Genomic DNA, 15,218 nt, shown 5'->3' on the forward strand with positions numbered 1-15,218 from the left:
ATGTACCGGTTCCGGCCTCCTCGTGCCGGCCGGTCCGGGCCGCGGCTCAGGTCGCGTTCGCGCCGGTGGCGTCCTCGTCCTGGTCCGGCCGGGCGGTGAGGTGATCGAGGGTGCCGGTCTGGAGCAGGAGGCGTTCCAGGAGGGCGGGACGGCGGTCCAGGAACAGCGCGCAGCCGGCGGTGCAGGCACGGCGATGGACCATCAGCAACGCCGAGAGACCCGCCGAGTCGATCCAGGACAGCTCGCCGAAGTCCAGGCGGACGGCCGGTGCTTCGGGATGCCGGGCCAGGTGCTCGGTGACCGTCTCGACCAGGTGGTCGCCGGTGTCGAGGTCGAGGTCGCCGGACACGTCGACGGTCAGCCCGAGGGCTCCGTGGGTGACGGTGAGGCGCAGGGCGGGTGGTGGCAGGTCGGTCATGCTTCTGTGTGGGGGCAGGGGGCGGGGTGGCGGGGACGGTCGGCCAGGGCGGCGGTGCCGGCGTCGATCAGGCGCAGGGAGCGCGGGAATTCCCGCAGATGCTCGCCGAGCACACCGAGTGCGGTGACCACCGACTGCGCGGGCACCCCGCGCGCCTCCAGGACGTCGGCGGTCCAGCGCAGGAACGTGGTGAAGAGGTCCGCGTCGTCGACGTACAGGGCGGTGGCCAGGAAGTCGACGATGTGGGCGATATCCTCCGCGGTCCGCTCGCGCTGCGTGTCGCTGTAGGCGCGCAGCGCGGCGAATCGATTCTCCATGCTGGTCAGGGTCTGCCGGACGAGGCGCCCGCGGGACTGGGCGACGAACGTGTACTCCTGGTCGGTCAGATGCGGCAGGTCGTCCATGACCTGTCGGGCCGCCGCCGGACGAGGCTGGGCCGGCTTCTCCTCCAGCAGGGCCGCCGCGCCACGGGCGTCGGGCGCCCAGCGGTCGGCGCCCAGCGCGTGGGCGTAGCGGCCGTCCGGGCCGAAGGCGCGACCACCCGCCATGACGGGGACGCCGACGGCCTGGCACGCGGTGATGGCGGCGTGCGCGGTGGGCAGGTGCGGGGGGAGCGAACCGGACAGCAGCACCGCCTCGGAACCGGTGCTGTGCAGGTGGGAGACCAGGTGGGGGGTGGGCGTCTGGGCGCCGAGGAAGTCCACGCGCCAGCCCCGCAGCCGCAGTACCTCGGCGACCAGGCGGGCGGGGAGGGCGTGCCACTCCCCGTCGACGCAGCTGACGGTGACGCGACCCTTGGGCACGCGGTCCGCGGCATCGGCGGGCGGCCGGTCGTGCACGAGGGCGGTGATCACGCGTTCGTTGATGGCGGTCGCGGCGTGTTCCTGGGCCACGGTCAGGCGGTCGGCGACCCACTCCGCGCCGACCCTGTGCTGCACCGTGGCGATCACGTCGAGCAGCAGCGTCTCCTCGTCCGTCCCGTCGGCGCGGGCGCGGCGGACGACGTCGACGGCCGTGTACTCGTCGCCGTCGGTCACGGCCTGCCACAACTCGTCCACCAAGGCGTCGGTACGAATCGCCGGGGGAGCGCTCACCCATTCCTCCTGTACGTCGTGCTGCCGGCTCGGCCCTGACCACCCACCACCGTCAGATCCGTGGCCCGGGGCGCGCTGATGGCGACGGTGGCGACATCGTCGTGGCTGCCCGATCCCACCCACTGGGCGGTCAGCATCTGGATCCGCTCGACGATGGCCTCGGCAGGCATGCCCGCGCACTCGGCGAGGATCCGCTTGAGCCGGTGGTCGCCGAAGAGTTCGTCACCCAGCGGGCCGCCACGGGCCTCGGTGACACCGTCGGTGTACAGCAGGCAGGTCTCCCCGGGCCGCAGCGTCACATGGGCGGTGGCGGAGGTGACCTTCGGCAGGGCGCCGATGAGGGATCCGCGGGTGGCGGTCTCCTCGACGGTGCCGTCGCTGCGGACGATCAGTGGGGCGAGGTGTCCCGCGCTGCTCAGCCGCAGCTCCACCTTGCTGCCGAGGCGGCGGACGGAGGCCAGTACGAGGGTGGCGAAGCGGGTGTGGTGGGAGGAGAGCAGCGCGCAGTTGAGCAGGGTCAGGGTGCGTTCGTGGTCGGTGGCCAGCGGCAGCAGCGCCTGCAGCGTGTTGCGGATCTTGCCGGTCAGGACCGCCGCGTCCAGGCCCTTGCCGGCCACGTCCCCGAGGACCACGAGCGTCTCCTCGGCGGGACCGGTGCCGGGGTGGACGTCGTAGAAGTCCCCGCCGATCCGTTCGTTGTCCCGCGCCGGGCGGTAGGCCCCCGCGTACTCCACTCCGTGCACGCTCTCCAGCTGGGGCGGCAGCAGTTCCCGCATCAGCGTGGCGGTGATGGAGGCCTGTTCGGTGTACAGCCGGGCGGCCGACAGGGCGGCCCCGGCCCGGGCGGCGAAGAGCCGGGCGAAGAGTTCCTCGTCGCCGCTGAACGCCTGCTCCCGGCTGGACCGGAGGAGGATCAGCGCACCGGCGGGCACGCCGTGTCCGGGGAGCGGGGCGACGATGACGGAGCCGACGGGTTCGGTGAAGTCCGCCGGGCGCACCCAGCTGGGCAGGGCCGCGGGGTTGATCCAGCGCGCCGGCACGGGCGGGAATCCCTGGAGGGCCTCGGCCAGTCCGGGGACGGCGTGCACGTCCACGGGCGCGGTCACCCGGCTCACCGGCCCGCCGCGGTAGGCGTACGTCAGCTGGTGCCGGCGGCCCTGCGGCGGAGCGACGAGCAGCGCTGCCTCGGCGAGGTGGTCGGTGGCCATGCGTGCCGTGGCCTCCATGCACCGGGTCACGTTCAGCGTCGACAGCAACTGGCTGGAGACGTCGGCCAGGAGGGCGGAGCGCTGCCGGGCGCCGGCCAGGGCCGCCTCCGCCAGCCGTCGGTCGGTGTCGTCGATGAGCCACCACACCACGTCACCGTCGTCCGTGGAGGTGGGGTGAGCCTCGAAGAAGCGGTCGGCGACGGCGCCGGAGGCCTCTCCGGTGCCGTCGGGAACGCCGTCGGCGAACCTGCCGTGGGCCTCGGCCAGCCAGGTCGGCACGGTGTCCCGGAGCGAGTCGCCTCGGACCGCCTGCGACCACAACAGCCGTGCAGCGGAGTTGAGTTCGACCAGGTCACCGTCCCGGTCCGCGACGATCACCGGGTACGGGGCATGAGCCCAGGCAGCGCCGACGCTGACCGCGGCGTTGCGAGGATCTACGGGCGAGCCGCTGGTACCGAACACACGCGGGGACGCGCCTCGGACGCGCCCCACCACCTCTCTGCTACGGACAACAGATGTCTTCCGGCAACAGTCCCGCATCGAGCCGTGCGACGCAAGCCGCTACCCAGAGTTGTCGGGAAACCGTGTGGTCACGGTCACACGATGGAGTGCCCGGCCGGGAATGTCCTGGGGGGTGGCGCCGTTGTAGCCCCTGTGACTGACATGCACTGATCAACCAGTGGTGTCGGTCCTGGACAAGGAGGGCCCCATGGCACGCAGCACCGTGCGTCCCGTCGTCAGGCTGAAGTCGACGGCCGGGACCGGCGTCACCTATGTGACGCGCAAGAACCGACTCAACGACCCCGACCGGCTGGTCCTGCGCAAGTACGACCCGGTGGCCGGACAGCACGTCCCCTTCCGAGAGGAACGCTGACCGCGTCCGCCCCGTTCCCAGGACAGCCCAGGAAGGACAACCCATGAGGCCTGGTATCCACCCCGTGTCCCGCCCCGTCGTCTTCCGCGACCGGGCCGCGGGCACCGCGTTCCTGACCCGCTCCACCGCCGGTTCGGACCGGACGGTCCAGTGGGAGGACGGCAACGCCTACCCGGTGATCGACGTCGAGATCTCCTCGGCGAGCCACCCCTTCTACACCGGCACCTCCCGCGTGCTGGACACCGAGGGCCGCGTCGAGCGCTTCGAACGGCGCTACGGCCGGACCGCGCCCGCACGCGGCTGAAGAGACCGGTACGCAGGACGGAAGGAGGAGTCGGACATGAAGGTGCGTAAGTCCCTGCGGGCACTGAAGTCCCGCCCCGGCGCCCAGGTGGTGCGCCGACGGGGAGTGACCTACGTGATCAACAAGAGGGATCCCCGCTTCAAGGCCCGTCAGGGCTGAAGGGGGCCCCGCTTCGAGGCCCGTCAAGGCTGACAGGGGGCCCCGCTTCGAGGCCCGTCAGGGCTGAACAGGAGGCCCCGCTCAGAGGCCCGTCAGGATTGAGAGGGAACCTCAGCTTCCCGGCCCGTCAGGGCTGAGCGGAGAGTCGATTCTCGTCCCGTCGGGCAGCCGGCCCGTCACCTCGACGGGCCGGCCGCGCGGAGCCGTGATCGCCAGGAGCCGGCCGTCGACGGTGCTCCGCGCCGGCGCGGTCACCTCCAGACGCGTCACCGTCCGGCTCCCCGCGGCCAGCAGGTACGCGGTGCCCGAGGGAGCACGCCACTCGGTGTGCGCCAGCACGTTCTGCCCGGAACGGCTGCACTGCGCCGTGTCGCGGCCGCGTCCCACGACTCGCGCGCGGGTGCCGCCCGTGCCGACGACGAGGTACTCCACGTCGCCCGTGCCCCGCCAGGTGTCGGCGCGGGCGCAGACCCAGGTCGCGGTACCGGACCGCTCGGGCAGCGTCTGCGTGGCGAACACCCAGTGGTTGACACCCCGTACGCCTTTTCCGCGCAGCCCGGCCAGACGACAGGCCGAGGCCGCCCAGTCACGCACGTCCGCCACGCCCGTCACCGCACGCGGCGGTCGTGCCCGGACCGCCGGCCGCGTGGCGGGTACGGACGTCAGACGGGCCGGTACCAGTCCGCCCAGATCGGCGAGCAGGAGGGCGTGGTCCCCGGCGATCCGGGGCGAGACGCGCACCTGTACGACCGGCACACCGCGACACGGCCCGCCGCCCACGGTCACCGCGACCGGCTCGGTGACGCCGTTGCCGTCGCGCGTGACGGCATGCGGCCGCGTTGCCGGTGCCCGCAGGTCACGGACGGCGGCGTCGGTGATCCACGGGGCCAGCAGCAGCCGTACGGACCGGCGGGAACGAGCCACGACGACGGCTGCGGTCGTCACGTCCGCGTCCTCGGTGAGGGCTGTGTCCAGCTCCGGTGTTCCGCCGTGCAGGGGCTCGCCGTAGCGCACCGTGCGCACCCCGTCCTGCAGCACGACCACCGCGCGTCCGTCGACGTCGTCCGCGAACAACAGCCGAAACGAGGCCCCCGGGCCCCTCGCCGGTGCCCCCGGCTCCGCCGACCGGCGGCCCCGCCACGCCGGGTCGGTCCAGGCACGCAGCGCGCGGGCGAGCAGCCCCGTGTCGCCGGTGCGCCGGCCGCGCGCCGGCCAGACGGCGAGACCGAGGCGTGCGGTGTGCGTCCACGCGTCGGCACGGGCCCGGCGCAGGTGCTCCGCGTGGGGTCCGGCCGCCGGGTGCGGGGCCTCGCTCCGCTGCCCGCCCTCGGCCGGAACCGTCAGAAGAAGCGCGCCGAGGGCGGCGACCAGGGCCAGGGGCGCCGTCACGGCCCACACCCGCCGCCTGCGCTGCAGCGGCGGGCCCGAGGGGCGGCCACGGGACGGGCGGGGGGCGGGCGAGGGCGGGGGCCCGGAGTCCGGGGTGCGTGTGTGTTCCTCGGACGACCCGACGTCGGCGACCGCTGTCGACCGGGCTGCGCCGTGGCCGGAGAGCGGCGACCGACGCTTCGGCATGATCATGTGACTCTCAGGGCTGACGGGACAAAAAGGCTGATCGTTCCGTCGGTCAAACGAGTCGGCCCCGCGCCCGTCACCACCGGCCCGGGGGAATTCCGGAACCGGCCGCCGAGGAGAGTGCGCTGCCGGCTCCGCTCACCCGCCGCCCCGGACGGAAGGCACGTCGCGTTCCGCTCCGGCAGGCACCGGGCCATGGTCCGCTCCGGCGGGGCCCCAGAGTCGCGTTCCGCTCCGGTGGGTGCCTGGTGGGTGCCGTGGCTTGCTCGGGTGTCGGCCGCGGCACCCACCGTCCGGAGCGCGGGAGGAGGAACCGGCTCCGGTACGACGGCGGCTGCCCGGCGCGCGCCCCCGCACACGGACCCGTCCGGGTGAATCCCGCACCTCGCGCGCAGCCGGCCCGGTGCGGGAGTCGCGCGAGGGATCAGTCCCGTTCGGCGCGGACGACCACGGCGTAGGAGCCGAGGCCGATGAGATCGTCCCCCGCGATGTCCCCGAGGGCCGTGTAGAGGGTCAGGATCCTGCCCGACCCCGGGTCGTAGCCGACGTCCTTGACGGTGCCGTGTTCCACGCCGTGCTCGGTCAGGACGCGGCTCCCGACCGCGTCGCGGTGCTCCGGCACCTCGCCCGGCCCGGACTCGGCGGCGACCCGCGAGCGCACGATCACGGCGTCGTGCCCCACCGCCTCCACCGCGCCCCAGCCGACGACCGCACGGTCCTTCGGCGCTCCCGACAGGCGCAGACAGGCGATGCTCCTGGTCCGGGCATCGATGGTCAGGTCGTCCACCGTGCCCAGGGTCGCCGCCTCCTCGGCGGTGATCACGGGCAACCCCCGGGTCTGAGTGAAGAGCATCATGAGCGGTCTCCTTCGCCGCTTGCAGGGATGTCCGCGCGCGGCACGCTCAGGGGGCTGTCCGCGTCCGGCAGTCGGGCGCCCGCCCGGAAGGCTTCCACCTGGGCACCGAAGCTGGGCAGATCGTCGGCGACGAAGTGGCGTGCCTGCGCGGGGACGACCAGGGCCTCGTCGGAGACGGACAGTGTCTGTCCGCGCGGGACGAACACCTTGCGCCGTCGGGCGTCGAAGTTGTCGTGCGCGGCGATCTCGAAGCCGATGACGTGCCCGGCGGTACCGGCCTCGACGACCACATCGTGCACGGTGCCGATCTCCGTGCCCTGATCGGTGATCACCGGTGCGCCGATCACCGCGCCGCCGCCGGCCGCGCCGGAGCCCAGGACCACGTCCCGGTCGTCGAGGACGGCCGAACTCGGGATCATCACGGCGGAGGGTCCCAGAGCGTGTACCGCGGAGAAGGGCAGGCTCTGCTTCAGCGGTCCCGCGAGCAGTCCCCGGCCACTGAGGGTGAAGCCGGTGATCCGGCCGGCCGCCGCGTCGAAGACGGTGTCCTTGACCCGCGCCACCGCGTCGCCGCCGAGGGTCACGACCTCCCGCCCCGCCAGGTCCGAAGCGAGCATCAGGGTGATCACCTGGAACCTCCTCGGCCGGACCTGCGGCCTCCGCGCACCGCGATCACCGTCCCGGCACGGCGTTTGGCCTGGACCGACAGTGTCGCCGCGACGGTCAGTCCGACCGCCGCGACCACCAAGACCACCCAGCCCCACCACACCATCGCAGACCTCCTCCAGGGGCGTGCCCGCCCCGTCCCGGCGTTTCTCTGACCTCCGGTTGCCCGCAGGGCCGCCGGCACACGCCTGAGGCGGCGAGACGGTTGGGGCGCCCTCTCGCGGGGCACCCGGAGACGCCGCTGGCCAGTTCGCGATCCGGAGGCGTGCATGGCAGTTCGTCATCGTCTGATCAAGGCCGATCCCGCCACGGTGTGGCAGGTACTGGCGGACGGTCACCGGTACGCCGACTGGGTGGTCGGCACCGGTGTCTCCCGGCCGAAACAGGGCTCCTGGCCGCAGAAGGGCGCGTCCATCGCGTACGAGATCCCGCTGGGCCCGCTCCGGCTCGCCAACGAGACCGTCGTCCGGTACTGCCGGGAGGGATCTCTCCTGGAACTGGAGATCATGGCCGGGTTCCTCGGTACGGCGCGTTTCTCGATCGAACTGCGGGAGTGGGGTGAACACTGCCTGGTCCTCGTGGACGAACACCCGCTGCAGGGAGCCGGCGGCCTGCTGCACAACGCCGCTGTGGAGGCGCTGATCCAAGTGCGCCACCGCTCCATGCTCGCCCGGCTCGCCCGCTGCTGCGACGACGCCGGGAACGGACCCCGGGAGACGCCCGCGCCGGAGGCACGTGCCGCGGAGGGGACCGGCCGTGCCTGACGCCGTGGTGATCGGGGCGGGCCCCAACGGGCTGGTGGCCGCGAACCTGCTGGCGGACGCCGGATGGAGCGTCCAGGTGCTCGAGGAACAGCCGGAGCCGGGCGGCGCGGTCCGTCATGACCGGGGCGTGCATCCCGACTTCGTCAACGATCTCTTCAGCTCCTTCTACCCGCTGGCCGCGGCATCCCCGATCCTCTCCACGCTCCGCCTGGAGGACCACGGGCTGCGCTGGAGCCACGCGCCGCAGGTGCTCGCGCATCCCCTCGGCGACGGCCGGTGTGCCGTGCTGGACCGGCGGATCGACACGACGGCCGCGTCCGCCGAGTCGTTCGCCGCCGGCGACGGGGCGGCCTGGCGGCGCCTGTTCGCCCTCTGGCAGTCGCTGCGCCCGGACCTGCTGAACGCCCTGTTCACCCCCTTCCCCCCGGTCCGGGCATCGGCGCGGCTGCTGTGGACCCTGCGGGCGGCGGGGGGCCTGCGCGTCGCCCGATCGCTCTCCCTTCCGGTGCGCCGGCTGGGGGAGGAGGAGTTCCGCGGTGAGGGCGGCCGGCTGCTGCTGGCCGGCAGCGCTCTGCACGCCGATCTGGCCCCCGAATCGGCGGGCAGCGGCGGCTTCGGCTGGCTGATGGCGATGCTGGGGCAGACGTACGGTTTCCCCGTGCCGGTCGGCGGTTCCGGCGCCCTGACCGAGGCGCTGGTCCGGCGCCTGCGCGCACACGGCGGAGAGATCCGCTGCGGACAACGGGTGGAGCGCGTCACCATCCGCGACAGTCGTGCCGTGGGGGTGCGTACCCGCGCCGGTGAGGCGGTGACCGCGCGCAGAGCCGTACTGGCCGACGTGGGCGTGCCCGTCCTCTACCGGGACCTCGTCGGCCCCGAGCACCTGCCCGCGCAGTTGCTGGAGGACCTGCGGCGATTCCAGTGGGACTTCGCCACCTTCAAGGTGGACTGGGCCCTCGACGGCCCGGTGCCGTGGCGCGCCGAGCAGGCCGGCCGGGCCGGCACCGTGCACCTGGCCGACGGCATGGACGAACTCACCCGCTTCGCGGCGCAGATCGCCATGCACCAGGTGCCCGACCGGCCTTTCGCCCTCTTCGGGCAGATGACCCTGGCGGACCCCTCGCGGTCCCCCGTAGGCACCGAGTCCGCCTGGGCGTACACACACGTCCCGCGCGACATCCGGGCGGACGCCGGCGAGGAGGGGATCACCGGCGACTGGGGACCGGCGGACGCCGAGCGCATGGCGGACCGCGTGGAACGGCAGGTGGAGCGCTTCGCCCCCGGGTTCCGCTCCCTCGTCCGCGCCCGGCGCGTACTCACGCCGCCCACGCTCCAGGCACTCGACGCCAACCTCGCGGACGGCGCCATCAACGGCGGCACGGCCGCCCTCCACCAGCAGCTCTTCTTCCGCCCCCTGCCCGGCACCGGGCGTCCGGAGACCCCCGTCCCGGGTCTCTTCCTGGCCTCCGCCGGAGCCCATCCCGGCGGTGGGGTGCACGGAGCCCCCGGCGCCAACGCCGCACGAGCCGCATTGCGGGCCCACCGGGCACCCGGCCTCGCCGGGGCCCAGCGCCTCCTCGCCCGCCGGGACCGGACCGGACGCAGACGCTGACCGGACACCCGGCCGGCGGCGCGTCCGGTCACCCGGGAAAGCCGGCGGCGCGTCCGGTCACCCGCGGAGCCGGTGGCGCATCCGGTCGTCGGGGAGAGGAGGAAGCGAGAAACACCAGGCATCCGGCCACAGCATCCAGGGAGTGCGCATGAACGAGAACCGAGAGGGGCCCGACCGCCGGCACCGCCGCCCCGAGGGCGTCGACGACCGGACCGTCGAGGCTCTCGGAGCACTGTCGAAGGCGCTGGAGACCACGGAGCGCGCCCGCGGCCATCTGTACAGCTTCCACCAGCTCACCGGCGGGGCCGACCTCGAACTGGACCGGGCGGTACGGCTGCTGCGCGAAGCCGGGCATCCCGAGTGGGCGGAGAAGGTCGAGGCCGAGATCCTGGGCCGCAACGTGATCCCCGGTCACTGGACGTTCCAGATCGTCGAGGCCTACAACGACACCTACTACCGGCCCTTCCTGGAGCTGGAGCGCAGCGCGGTGACCGAACTCGCCCAGGGTCGGGACCATCTGTACGAGGCGGAGATGAAGGAGGCCCGCCGCACCCCCGGACACCCCGACCACACGGCGCGTCCAGGGACCACCGGGGCCTGACCGGCGCCCCGAGAAGGAAAGGCGAAGCCCGTGCGAAGCAGCCCCCTGAGGAACCGGACCGTCGTGGTGACGGGTGCCGCACGCGGCGTGGGTGCCGCCCTCACCGGTGAGGTCGCCCGGCGGGGAGCCAACGTGGCACTGCTCGGTCACGAGCGGGAGCGACTGGAGGAGCTGGCCGCACGGCTGCCTACGCCCGCACTGGCCGTCGGGGCGGACGTGACCGATCTGCCGGCCCTGGAGCGGGCCGCGCGCGAGGTACGCCACCGGCTCGGTGCCCCCTCCGTCGTCATCGCCAACGCCGGCATCGCGGAGGGAGGCAGGCTGACCGACACGGACCCGGCCGACTGGCGCCGGGTCATCGACGTCAACCTCACCGGCAGCGCCCAGACGGCCCGGGTCTTCCTTCCGGACCTGCGGTCCACGGCCGGCTACTACCTGCAGATCGCCTCGCTCGCCTCGCTGGGCGCCGCGCCGCTGATGAGCGCCTACTGCGCCTCCAAGGCGGGCGTGGAAGCCTTCACCCACGTGCTGCGCGCCGAGGTGGCCGGGCACGGTGTCGCCGTGGGCATCGCCTACCTGAACTGGACCGACACCGACATGGTGCGCGACGCCGACCGGTACACCGTGCTGCGCGAACTGCGCGGCCACATGCCGCCACCGGCCCGCCGGGTGCACGACGCGCAGGAGGTCGCCGCCCGGATCGTGCGCGGCGTGGAACACCGGCGCACAGCCGTGTACGCACCGCCCTGGCTGCGGCTGGTGCAGCCGGTGCGGGCCGTTCTGCCGCCGCTGGTGCTGCGGCTGTCCCGCCGGCACCTGCCGCGCCTGGAGGCCGAGACCTCACTGACACCGACCGGGCTGCTCGGCGCCGGAGGCGAGGCCGACCACGCGGCGACCCGGCAAGCCCCGTGAGCCGGTGCGCGAACCTACACAGCAGGAGCACCGCGGCAAGAGGCACCGCCCCGGGGAGCGAGAACCCGAAGGAGGAACCAGGAACACGACGACACGGCGCCCGGCCAGCACCCGGAAGCCGGCCCACCTCCCGACCCCCTCCAGGACGGCGCCCATGCAGACGTTCCTGCCCGACTCCGACTTCCGGCGCTCCGGCCTGCTCCTCGACCGCCGACGCCTCGGCAAGCAGCGCGTCGAGGCGCTCCAGGTCCTGCGTGGCCTGACCGTCCCGGGATACGGCTGGCGCAGGCATCCGGCCGTGCGCATGTGGAGCGGATACGAGGAGGCCCTGGTCCGCTACGGACTGGAGATCTGCCGCGTGTGGCGGGAGCAGGGGCACCAGGACAGCTGTGCCGCGTCGCTGATCGCCGGATACGCGGCCGCCCGGCCCGGCGCTTCCGTGCGCGACCAGTCCGCACTCGCCGCGGCCGGGGAACTGCCGCCGTGGCTCGGTGACGAGGCCTTCCATCGCAGCCATCAGTCCGCGCTCGTCCGCAAGGACCGGGACACCTACGCGCCGGTGTTCCCCGGCGTCCCCGACGATCTGCCCTACGTGTGGCCGCCCTCCGACCGGGAAGGAGCCCCCACCGCGTGACCCCTCAGGGGGTGAACTCTTCCTCCAGGCTGTCGATCGCCCCGTCGGCACCGAGGTGATAGGTGAAGACCAGGCCGCTGTTCGGGTGCGCCTCGAGCCAGTCGAGGAACTCCTGCACGCCGATGCGCTGGTTCTCGGTGCTTTCCACGACGGGGTTGGTGACGGTGACGTAGGCCGCCTGGTCCAGGGGGAGGTACGTCTCCTTGCCCGTGGTCTCGAACGGCGCGCCGTCGGAGTCCGCGGGTGCGCAACCCCAGTTGCCGTGCTTCACGATGAGGCTCAGGGAACCACCTTCCGTCGTGTAGCGGTAGACCGCGACCTCGTCGGGCGAGAGGGGCATCTTGTGGTCACAGCCGCTGCCGCCGTCCGTGGCGCCGGAGGCGGCCGGCTCGGCCGGGGCCGGTGCCGTGGAACCGGCCGCGGGGGCCGCGGGAGCTGACGTCCCGACACTGCCCGTGCCTGCGCCCGCGCCTGTGCTGGGAGCATCGGCGGGCTCGGCCCCGGCCGTCGGGGTACCGGTCTTCGTACCGCTGCCGCTGCCGCCCTGCTGTGCCGTCGCGGTGTGCCCGCCGGCGGGCGACGCCGTGGGGGAACCGTCTCCGCCGCAGGCCGTGAGCGTCAGCGCCCACACGGCGGCGGACGCGCCCAGCACGGTCGCACGGAGGACGGTGCCGGGTCTGTGACGGTCGGACTTGCGGGGCGTGGCCATGGCGGATCCTGTCTGATCGACGGTGAGGGGACAGTGGTGGGCTGTGACTGTCGCAGGCACAAACGATTTCCGGCCAACCCGCGGTTGCGCCGGAGCGGGGTCGTTGCGTGCTCGTGACACAGGCGGGCGGCCTCGGCCGCCCTGACCTGCCCTCAGGCCGTCACGCTCCCGACAGGTCCGCCGCCACCTCCCGGGCCGCCCGCGCCCCCGATGCCAGAGCCCCCTGCACCGAACCCGTCGCCCGATGGTCGCCGCACACGTACCGCCCCGCTGCCTGGCGGGTGCGGCGGCTGAGCGGCAGTCCCGGCTCCATCGCGGGCAGCGCCTCGGCGACCGTACGCACGGTCAGCAGCTCCCAGCCTCCCGTGTCGGTCGCGTAGCACTCGGCGAGGGCGTCCCGCACCGTCCGCTCCCGTCCCTCGGTGTCCGCGTCCAGTACGGAGGTGGCCACCAGCGCGTACCCCCGGGGAGCGTGACCGGAATGCACCTCGGTCAGCACACAGCTGTTCGCGAAACGGCGTCGCGCGTCCGTCAGCAGGGTCGGCTCCCGCAGCGGAGAGCGGGGGGCGAGGTGGTAGTAGGTGGTGACCGTGCGGTACTGCGGCACGGTGAGGCCGGGCAGCAACCCGGCCGCGGTGGTGGGGCTCGACGCCACGACCACGGCCCGTGCCGCCACCTCGCGCCCGCCGTCGATGAGGACACCGTCGTCCGTGAGGGCCGTCACCGACGACTCCAGGGCGAGGACGCCGGGGGGCAGCGCGGACGCCAGCAGCTCCGGCACGGCCGACACGCCCTCGGCGGGCAGGCAGAGCGTGCCGCGCGCCATGCTCCGCCAGACCAGGTGGAAGAACCGGCTGGAGGTCGCCAGGTCCTCCTCCAGGAACACTCCGGACAGGAACGGGCGGAAGAAGCGTTCGACGAAGCCTTCGCTGAAGCCCGCCGCGGACAGCGCGCGCCGCGTGGACGTGTCCCGTGACCGCCGGACCAGCGCGGCCGGGGCGAGCATGTCCCGGCCGGTGAGCGCGGCCAGCGCCGCGAGGTCACGCGGGCCGGCCACCCCGCCGGCCAGCCCGCGCAGCGCCTGCCGGGGCGCCCGCGTCGGATCGGCGAACCGCAGCCGCCGCCGGCCGGTGTGCACCAGGAAACCGGGGGTGAAGGGGCGCAGCCGCAGCTCCCGGAGCGGCAGGCGGCGGCGCACCTGCGGGTAGGCGGTGTTGAAGACCTGGAACCCCCGGTCCACCACACAGCCCTCCACCCGGTCGGTCCGCATCCGGCCGCCGACCCGGTCCCCGGCCTCCAGCACTCTGACCCGCAGCCCTCTCGCCGACAGGTCCCGGGCACAGGCCAGTCCCGACAGACCGGCGCCCACGACGACGACGTCGCACTCGTCCGTGCCCCGTCTGCTGCTCACGTCGGTCCTCCTCGACGGCCGCGCGCCCCACGCCGGGACGCTCCCCAACCCTTCCCGCACCCGTCGGCCGCCGGATGCGGGACAGGGCCGGATGACGGCCGGAAAGCAGCTGTTCGGGGCACTGCCGGGTGCCCACTCCGGGGACTCCCTGCGCGTTCGCCGGCGTGCTCGGGACAACGAGGGCTGCCCGACGAGTGGGCCGGGGACGGTTCCGCCGGCGGAGAGCGGGCCGAGGAGGGTTCCGTCGGCGGAGAGCGGGCCGAGGAGGGTTCCGTCGGCGGAGAGCGGGCCGGGGACGGTTCCGTCGGCGGACGCGTGGACACCACCACGGCGCTGGGCCCGCCCCCGGACACCTACGGGTCCGCCGGCTCCTGCTCTCCGCCTCCTTCCGCGGGCTCCGCCCCGGAGCCGCGGGCGGCGACCGCCGTGTGCGGGGAGCCGCCCGCGTGCGGGCGCCGTACCACCAGGCTGCTCACCTCGAAGCTCATCTCGGTCGTCCCGGGGGCGGGCCGTGGATGGTAGCGCCCGGCGCAGACGGAGAGGTTGACGATCAGGTAGGCGTGCCACGCGCGTCCCACGCCCCGCCCGTCCGAGAACACCCGCTCGCCGTTGAGCCACCAGACCACCGAGCGGGTGCCGAACTCGGTGCGCAGGTCCACCCAGGCGCCTGGCCGCACGGCGTCGTCACGGTGGTACCGGTTCGCGCCGTGCACGTGGTTGGTGAACTCCAGGAGGTCCTCGTTGTCCGCGTGATATTCGAAGACGTCGATCTCCTGGTCGCCGTCGCGCCAGGTCCAGATGGCCGGCCAGGCCCCGATCTCCCGGGGCAGGCGCACCCGCGCCTCCAGTACGTCCCCGGCCCGGACCATGAAGTCCTCCTCGCTGCCCTCGGTGGTCAGCAGGCCGGTGTTCCACCTCCCGTCCGGTCGGCGGGCGGCCCGGAACGTGCCCGAGCGGCTGTACGCGGCGTCGGGTACCAGGTAGTCCAGTTTGTCGTCGCCCGGATTGACCGGGCCGCCTCCCGGATAGGCCCACGATCGCCCCGCGACCCACTGCGCGGTGGAGCGGAAGTCGGCGGCGAAGACGAGGTCGGGCGGGGGCGGGTCGCGAGGGGCCGGCAGCGGGCCGCGCGATGCGGGTTCGTTCATGTCCGATGTCTCACCGGTGGGGGCCCGGTGATGCATCCGGGCGCGCTCCACGCGGCGGAATTGCTCCATCCGGGTGAATATGCCGGCTGGGTGCCCCGGTCGGCGGCTCCGAAATAGGCAGGCATGCACGGCCCGAGCCGGGGTACGCGCGTGATCATCGGCTGCTGAGCCGGCGGAGGACAGACCGATCGACCGGGAGGGACCCATGACGGCGACGACGACCGTGCAGACTGTCGAGCAGATCACGGACGTGCCGGACGTGCCGGAGGTGGC

The 15,218-nt window shown here is 73.7% G+C and carries 17 protein-coding genes; 8 read left to right on the forward strand and 9 right to left on the reverse strand.

The window, feature by feature from the left end; translation table 11 throughout:
* Positions 1 to 46 precede the first annotated feature (46 nt).
* Genes ACZ7KF_RS36840 through ACZ7KF_RS36850 form a run of 3 tightly spaced genes read right to left on the reverse strand, consistent with a single transcriptional unit; the run spans position 47 to position 3,182 of the window.
* Positions 47 to 418 carry an STAS domain-containing protein gene (locus tag ACZ7KF_RS36840; RefSeq protein ID WP_471085371.1) on the reverse strand — a complete coding sequence of 124 codons (372 nt, stop codon included), beginning with the start codon at positions 416 to 418 and terminating at the stop codon, positions 47 to 49.
* The gene (locus tag ACZ7KF_RS36845) at positions 415 to 1,512 is read right to left on the reverse strand and encodes a cobalamin B12-binding domain-containing protein (RefSeq protein ID WP_471085374.1); all 1,098 of its coding nucleotides are present in this window, start codon (positions 1,510 to 1,512) and stop codon (positions 415 to 417) included. The genes ACZ7KF_RS36840 and ACZ7KF_RS36845 overlap by 4 nt, the downstream gene beginning before the upstream one ends.
* Positions 1,509 to 3,182, reverse strand: coding sequence for a PP2C family protein-serine/threonine phosphatase (locus ACZ7KF_RS36850; protein WP_471085377.1), 1,674 nt, complete (start codon positions 3,180 to 3,182; stop codon positions 1,509 to 1,511). Before ACZ7KF_RS36850 ends, ACZ7KF_RS36845 begins: the two co-directional genes overlap by 4 nt.
* Before the next feature lie 247 nt (positions 3,183 to 3,429).
* On the opposite strand from ACZ7KF_RS36850, the gene rpmG reads away from it, so the two are divergent.
* Genes rpmG through ykgO form a run of 3 tightly spaced genes read left to right on the forward strand, consistent with a single transcriptional unit; the run spans position 3,430 to position 4,057 of the window.
* Positions 3,430 to 3,594, forward strand: a complete 165-nt coding sequence (rpmG, locus tag ACZ7KF_RS36855; protein ID WP_471085380.1) for a 50S ribosomal protein L33 — start codon at positions 3,430 to 3,432, stop codon at positions 3,592 to 3,594.
* A 43-nt stretch (positions 3,595 to 3,637) separates the two neighbouring features.
* Positions 3,638 to 3,898 (forward strand): type B 50S ribosomal protein L31, encoded by a 261-nt coding sequence (locus ACZ7KF_RS36860; RefSeq protein WP_471085383.1) that lies wholly within the window; start codon positions 3,638 to 3,640, stop codon positions 3,896 to 3,898.
* Between the two features lie 36 nt (positions 3,899 to 3,934).
* Positions 3,935 to 4,057, forward strand: coding sequence for a type B 50S ribosomal protein L36 (gene ykgO / locus ACZ7KF_RS36865; RefSeq protein ID WP_471085388.1), 123 nt, complete (start codon positions 3,935 to 3,937; stop codon positions 4,055 to 4,057).
* 111 nt (positions 4,058 to 4,168) lie between these two features.
* Here ykgO and ACZ7KF_RS36870 read toward each other — a convergent pair whose 3' ends face one another.
* From ACZ7KF_RS36870 to ACZ7KF_RS36880, 3 genes are all read right to left on the reverse strand, one after another.
* Positions 4,169 to 5,446, reverse strand: a complete 1,278-nt coding sequence (locus ACZ7KF_RS36870; RefSeq protein ID WP_471085391.1) for a hypothetical protein — start codon at positions 5,444 to 5,446, stop codon at positions 4,169 to 4,171.
* A gap of 610 nt (positions 5,447 to 6,056) precedes the next feature.
* Complete coding sequence (locus tag ACZ7KF_RS36875) at positions 6,057 to 6,488, reverse strand: PRC-barrel domain-containing protein (protein ID WP_471085394.1); 432 nt, start codon at positions 6,486 to 6,488, stop codon at positions 6,057 to 6,059.
* The gene (locus tag ACZ7KF_RS36880; RefSeq protein WP_471085397.1) at positions 6,485 to 7,117 is read right to left on the reverse strand and encodes a PRC-barrel domain-containing protein; all 633 of its coding nucleotides are present in this window, start codon (positions 7,115 to 7,117) and stop codon (positions 6,485 to 6,487) included. Before ACZ7KF_RS36880 ends, ACZ7KF_RS36875 begins: the two co-directional genes overlap by 4 nt.
* Positions 7,118 to 7,423: 306 nt before the next feature.
* Between ACZ7KF_RS36880 and ACZ7KF_RS36885 the strand changes: the two genes are divergently transcribed.
* The 5 genes from ACZ7KF_RS36885 (at position 7,424) to ACZ7KF_RS36905 (ending at position 11,677) form a co-directional block, all read left to right on the forward strand.
* Positions 7,424 to 7,918: an SRPBCC family protein gene (locus tag ACZ7KF_RS36885; RefSeq protein ID WP_471085400.1), complete on the forward strand. Its 495-nt coding sequence runs from the start codon at positions 7,424 to 7,426 to the stop codon at positions 7,916 to 7,918.
* A complete protein-coding gene (locus tag ACZ7KF_RS36890; RefSeq protein WP_471085403.1) occupies positions 7,911 to 9,530 on the forward strand; it encodes a phytoene desaturase family protein in 1,620 nt (539 codons plus the stop codon). The genes ACZ7KF_RS36885 and ACZ7KF_RS36890 overlap by 8 nt, the downstream gene beginning before the upstream one ends.
* A gap of 148 nt (positions 9,531 to 9,678) precedes the next feature.
* The gene (locus ACZ7KF_RS36895; RefSeq protein WP_471085406.1) at positions 9,679 to 10,131 is read left to right on the forward strand and encodes a hypothetical protein; all 453 of its coding nucleotides are present in this window, start codon (positions 9,679 to 9,681) and stop codon (positions 10,129 to 10,131) included.
* 30 nt (positions 10,132 to 10,161) lie between these two features.
* Positions 10,162 to 11,043 (forward strand): SDR family oxidoreductase, encoded by an 882-nt coding sequence (locus tag ACZ7KF_RS36900; RefSeq protein ID WP_471085409.1) that lies wholly within the window; start codon positions 10,162 to 10,164, stop codon positions 11,041 to 11,043.
* A gap of 154 nt (positions 11,044 to 11,197) precedes the next feature.
* Positions 11,198 to 11,677, forward strand: coding sequence for an MSMEG_6728 family protein (locus tag ACZ7KF_RS36905; protein ID WP_471085412.1), 480 nt, complete (start codon positions 11,198 to 11,200; stop codon positions 11,675 to 11,677).
* 4 nt (positions 11,678 to 11,681) lie between these two features.
* On the opposite strand, the gene ACZ7KF_RS36910 is transcribed toward ACZ7KF_RS36905, so the two are convergent.
* The 3 genes from ACZ7KF_RS36910 to ACZ7KF_RS36920 all read right to left on the reverse strand — a co-directional run bounded on the left by ACZ7KF_RS36910 (position 11,682) and on the right by ACZ7KF_RS36920 (position 14,945).
* Entirely contained in the window at positions 11,682 to 12,386 is a 705-nt protein-coding gene (locus ACZ7KF_RS36910; protein ID WP_471085414.1) for a hypothetical protein, read from the reverse strand.
* 160 nt (positions 12,387 to 12,546) lie between these two features.
* The gene (locus ACZ7KF_RS36915; RefSeq protein ID WP_471085417.1) at positions 12,547 to 13,797 is read right to left on the reverse strand and encodes an FAD-dependent oxidoreductase; all 1,251 of its coding nucleotides are present in this window, start codon (positions 13,795 to 13,797) and stop codon (positions 12,547 to 12,549) included.
* A 353-nt stretch (positions 13,798 to 14,150) separates the two neighbouring features.
* Positions 14,151 to 14,945, reverse strand: coding sequence for a LamG domain-containing protein (locus ACZ7KF_RS36920; protein WP_471085420.1), 795 nt, complete (start codon positions 14,943 to 14,945; stop codon positions 14,151 to 14,153).
* Between the last annotated feature and the right edge of the window lie 273 nt (positions 14,946 to 15,218).

This window comes from Streptomyces sp. NPDC038200, from assembly GCF_055600785.1.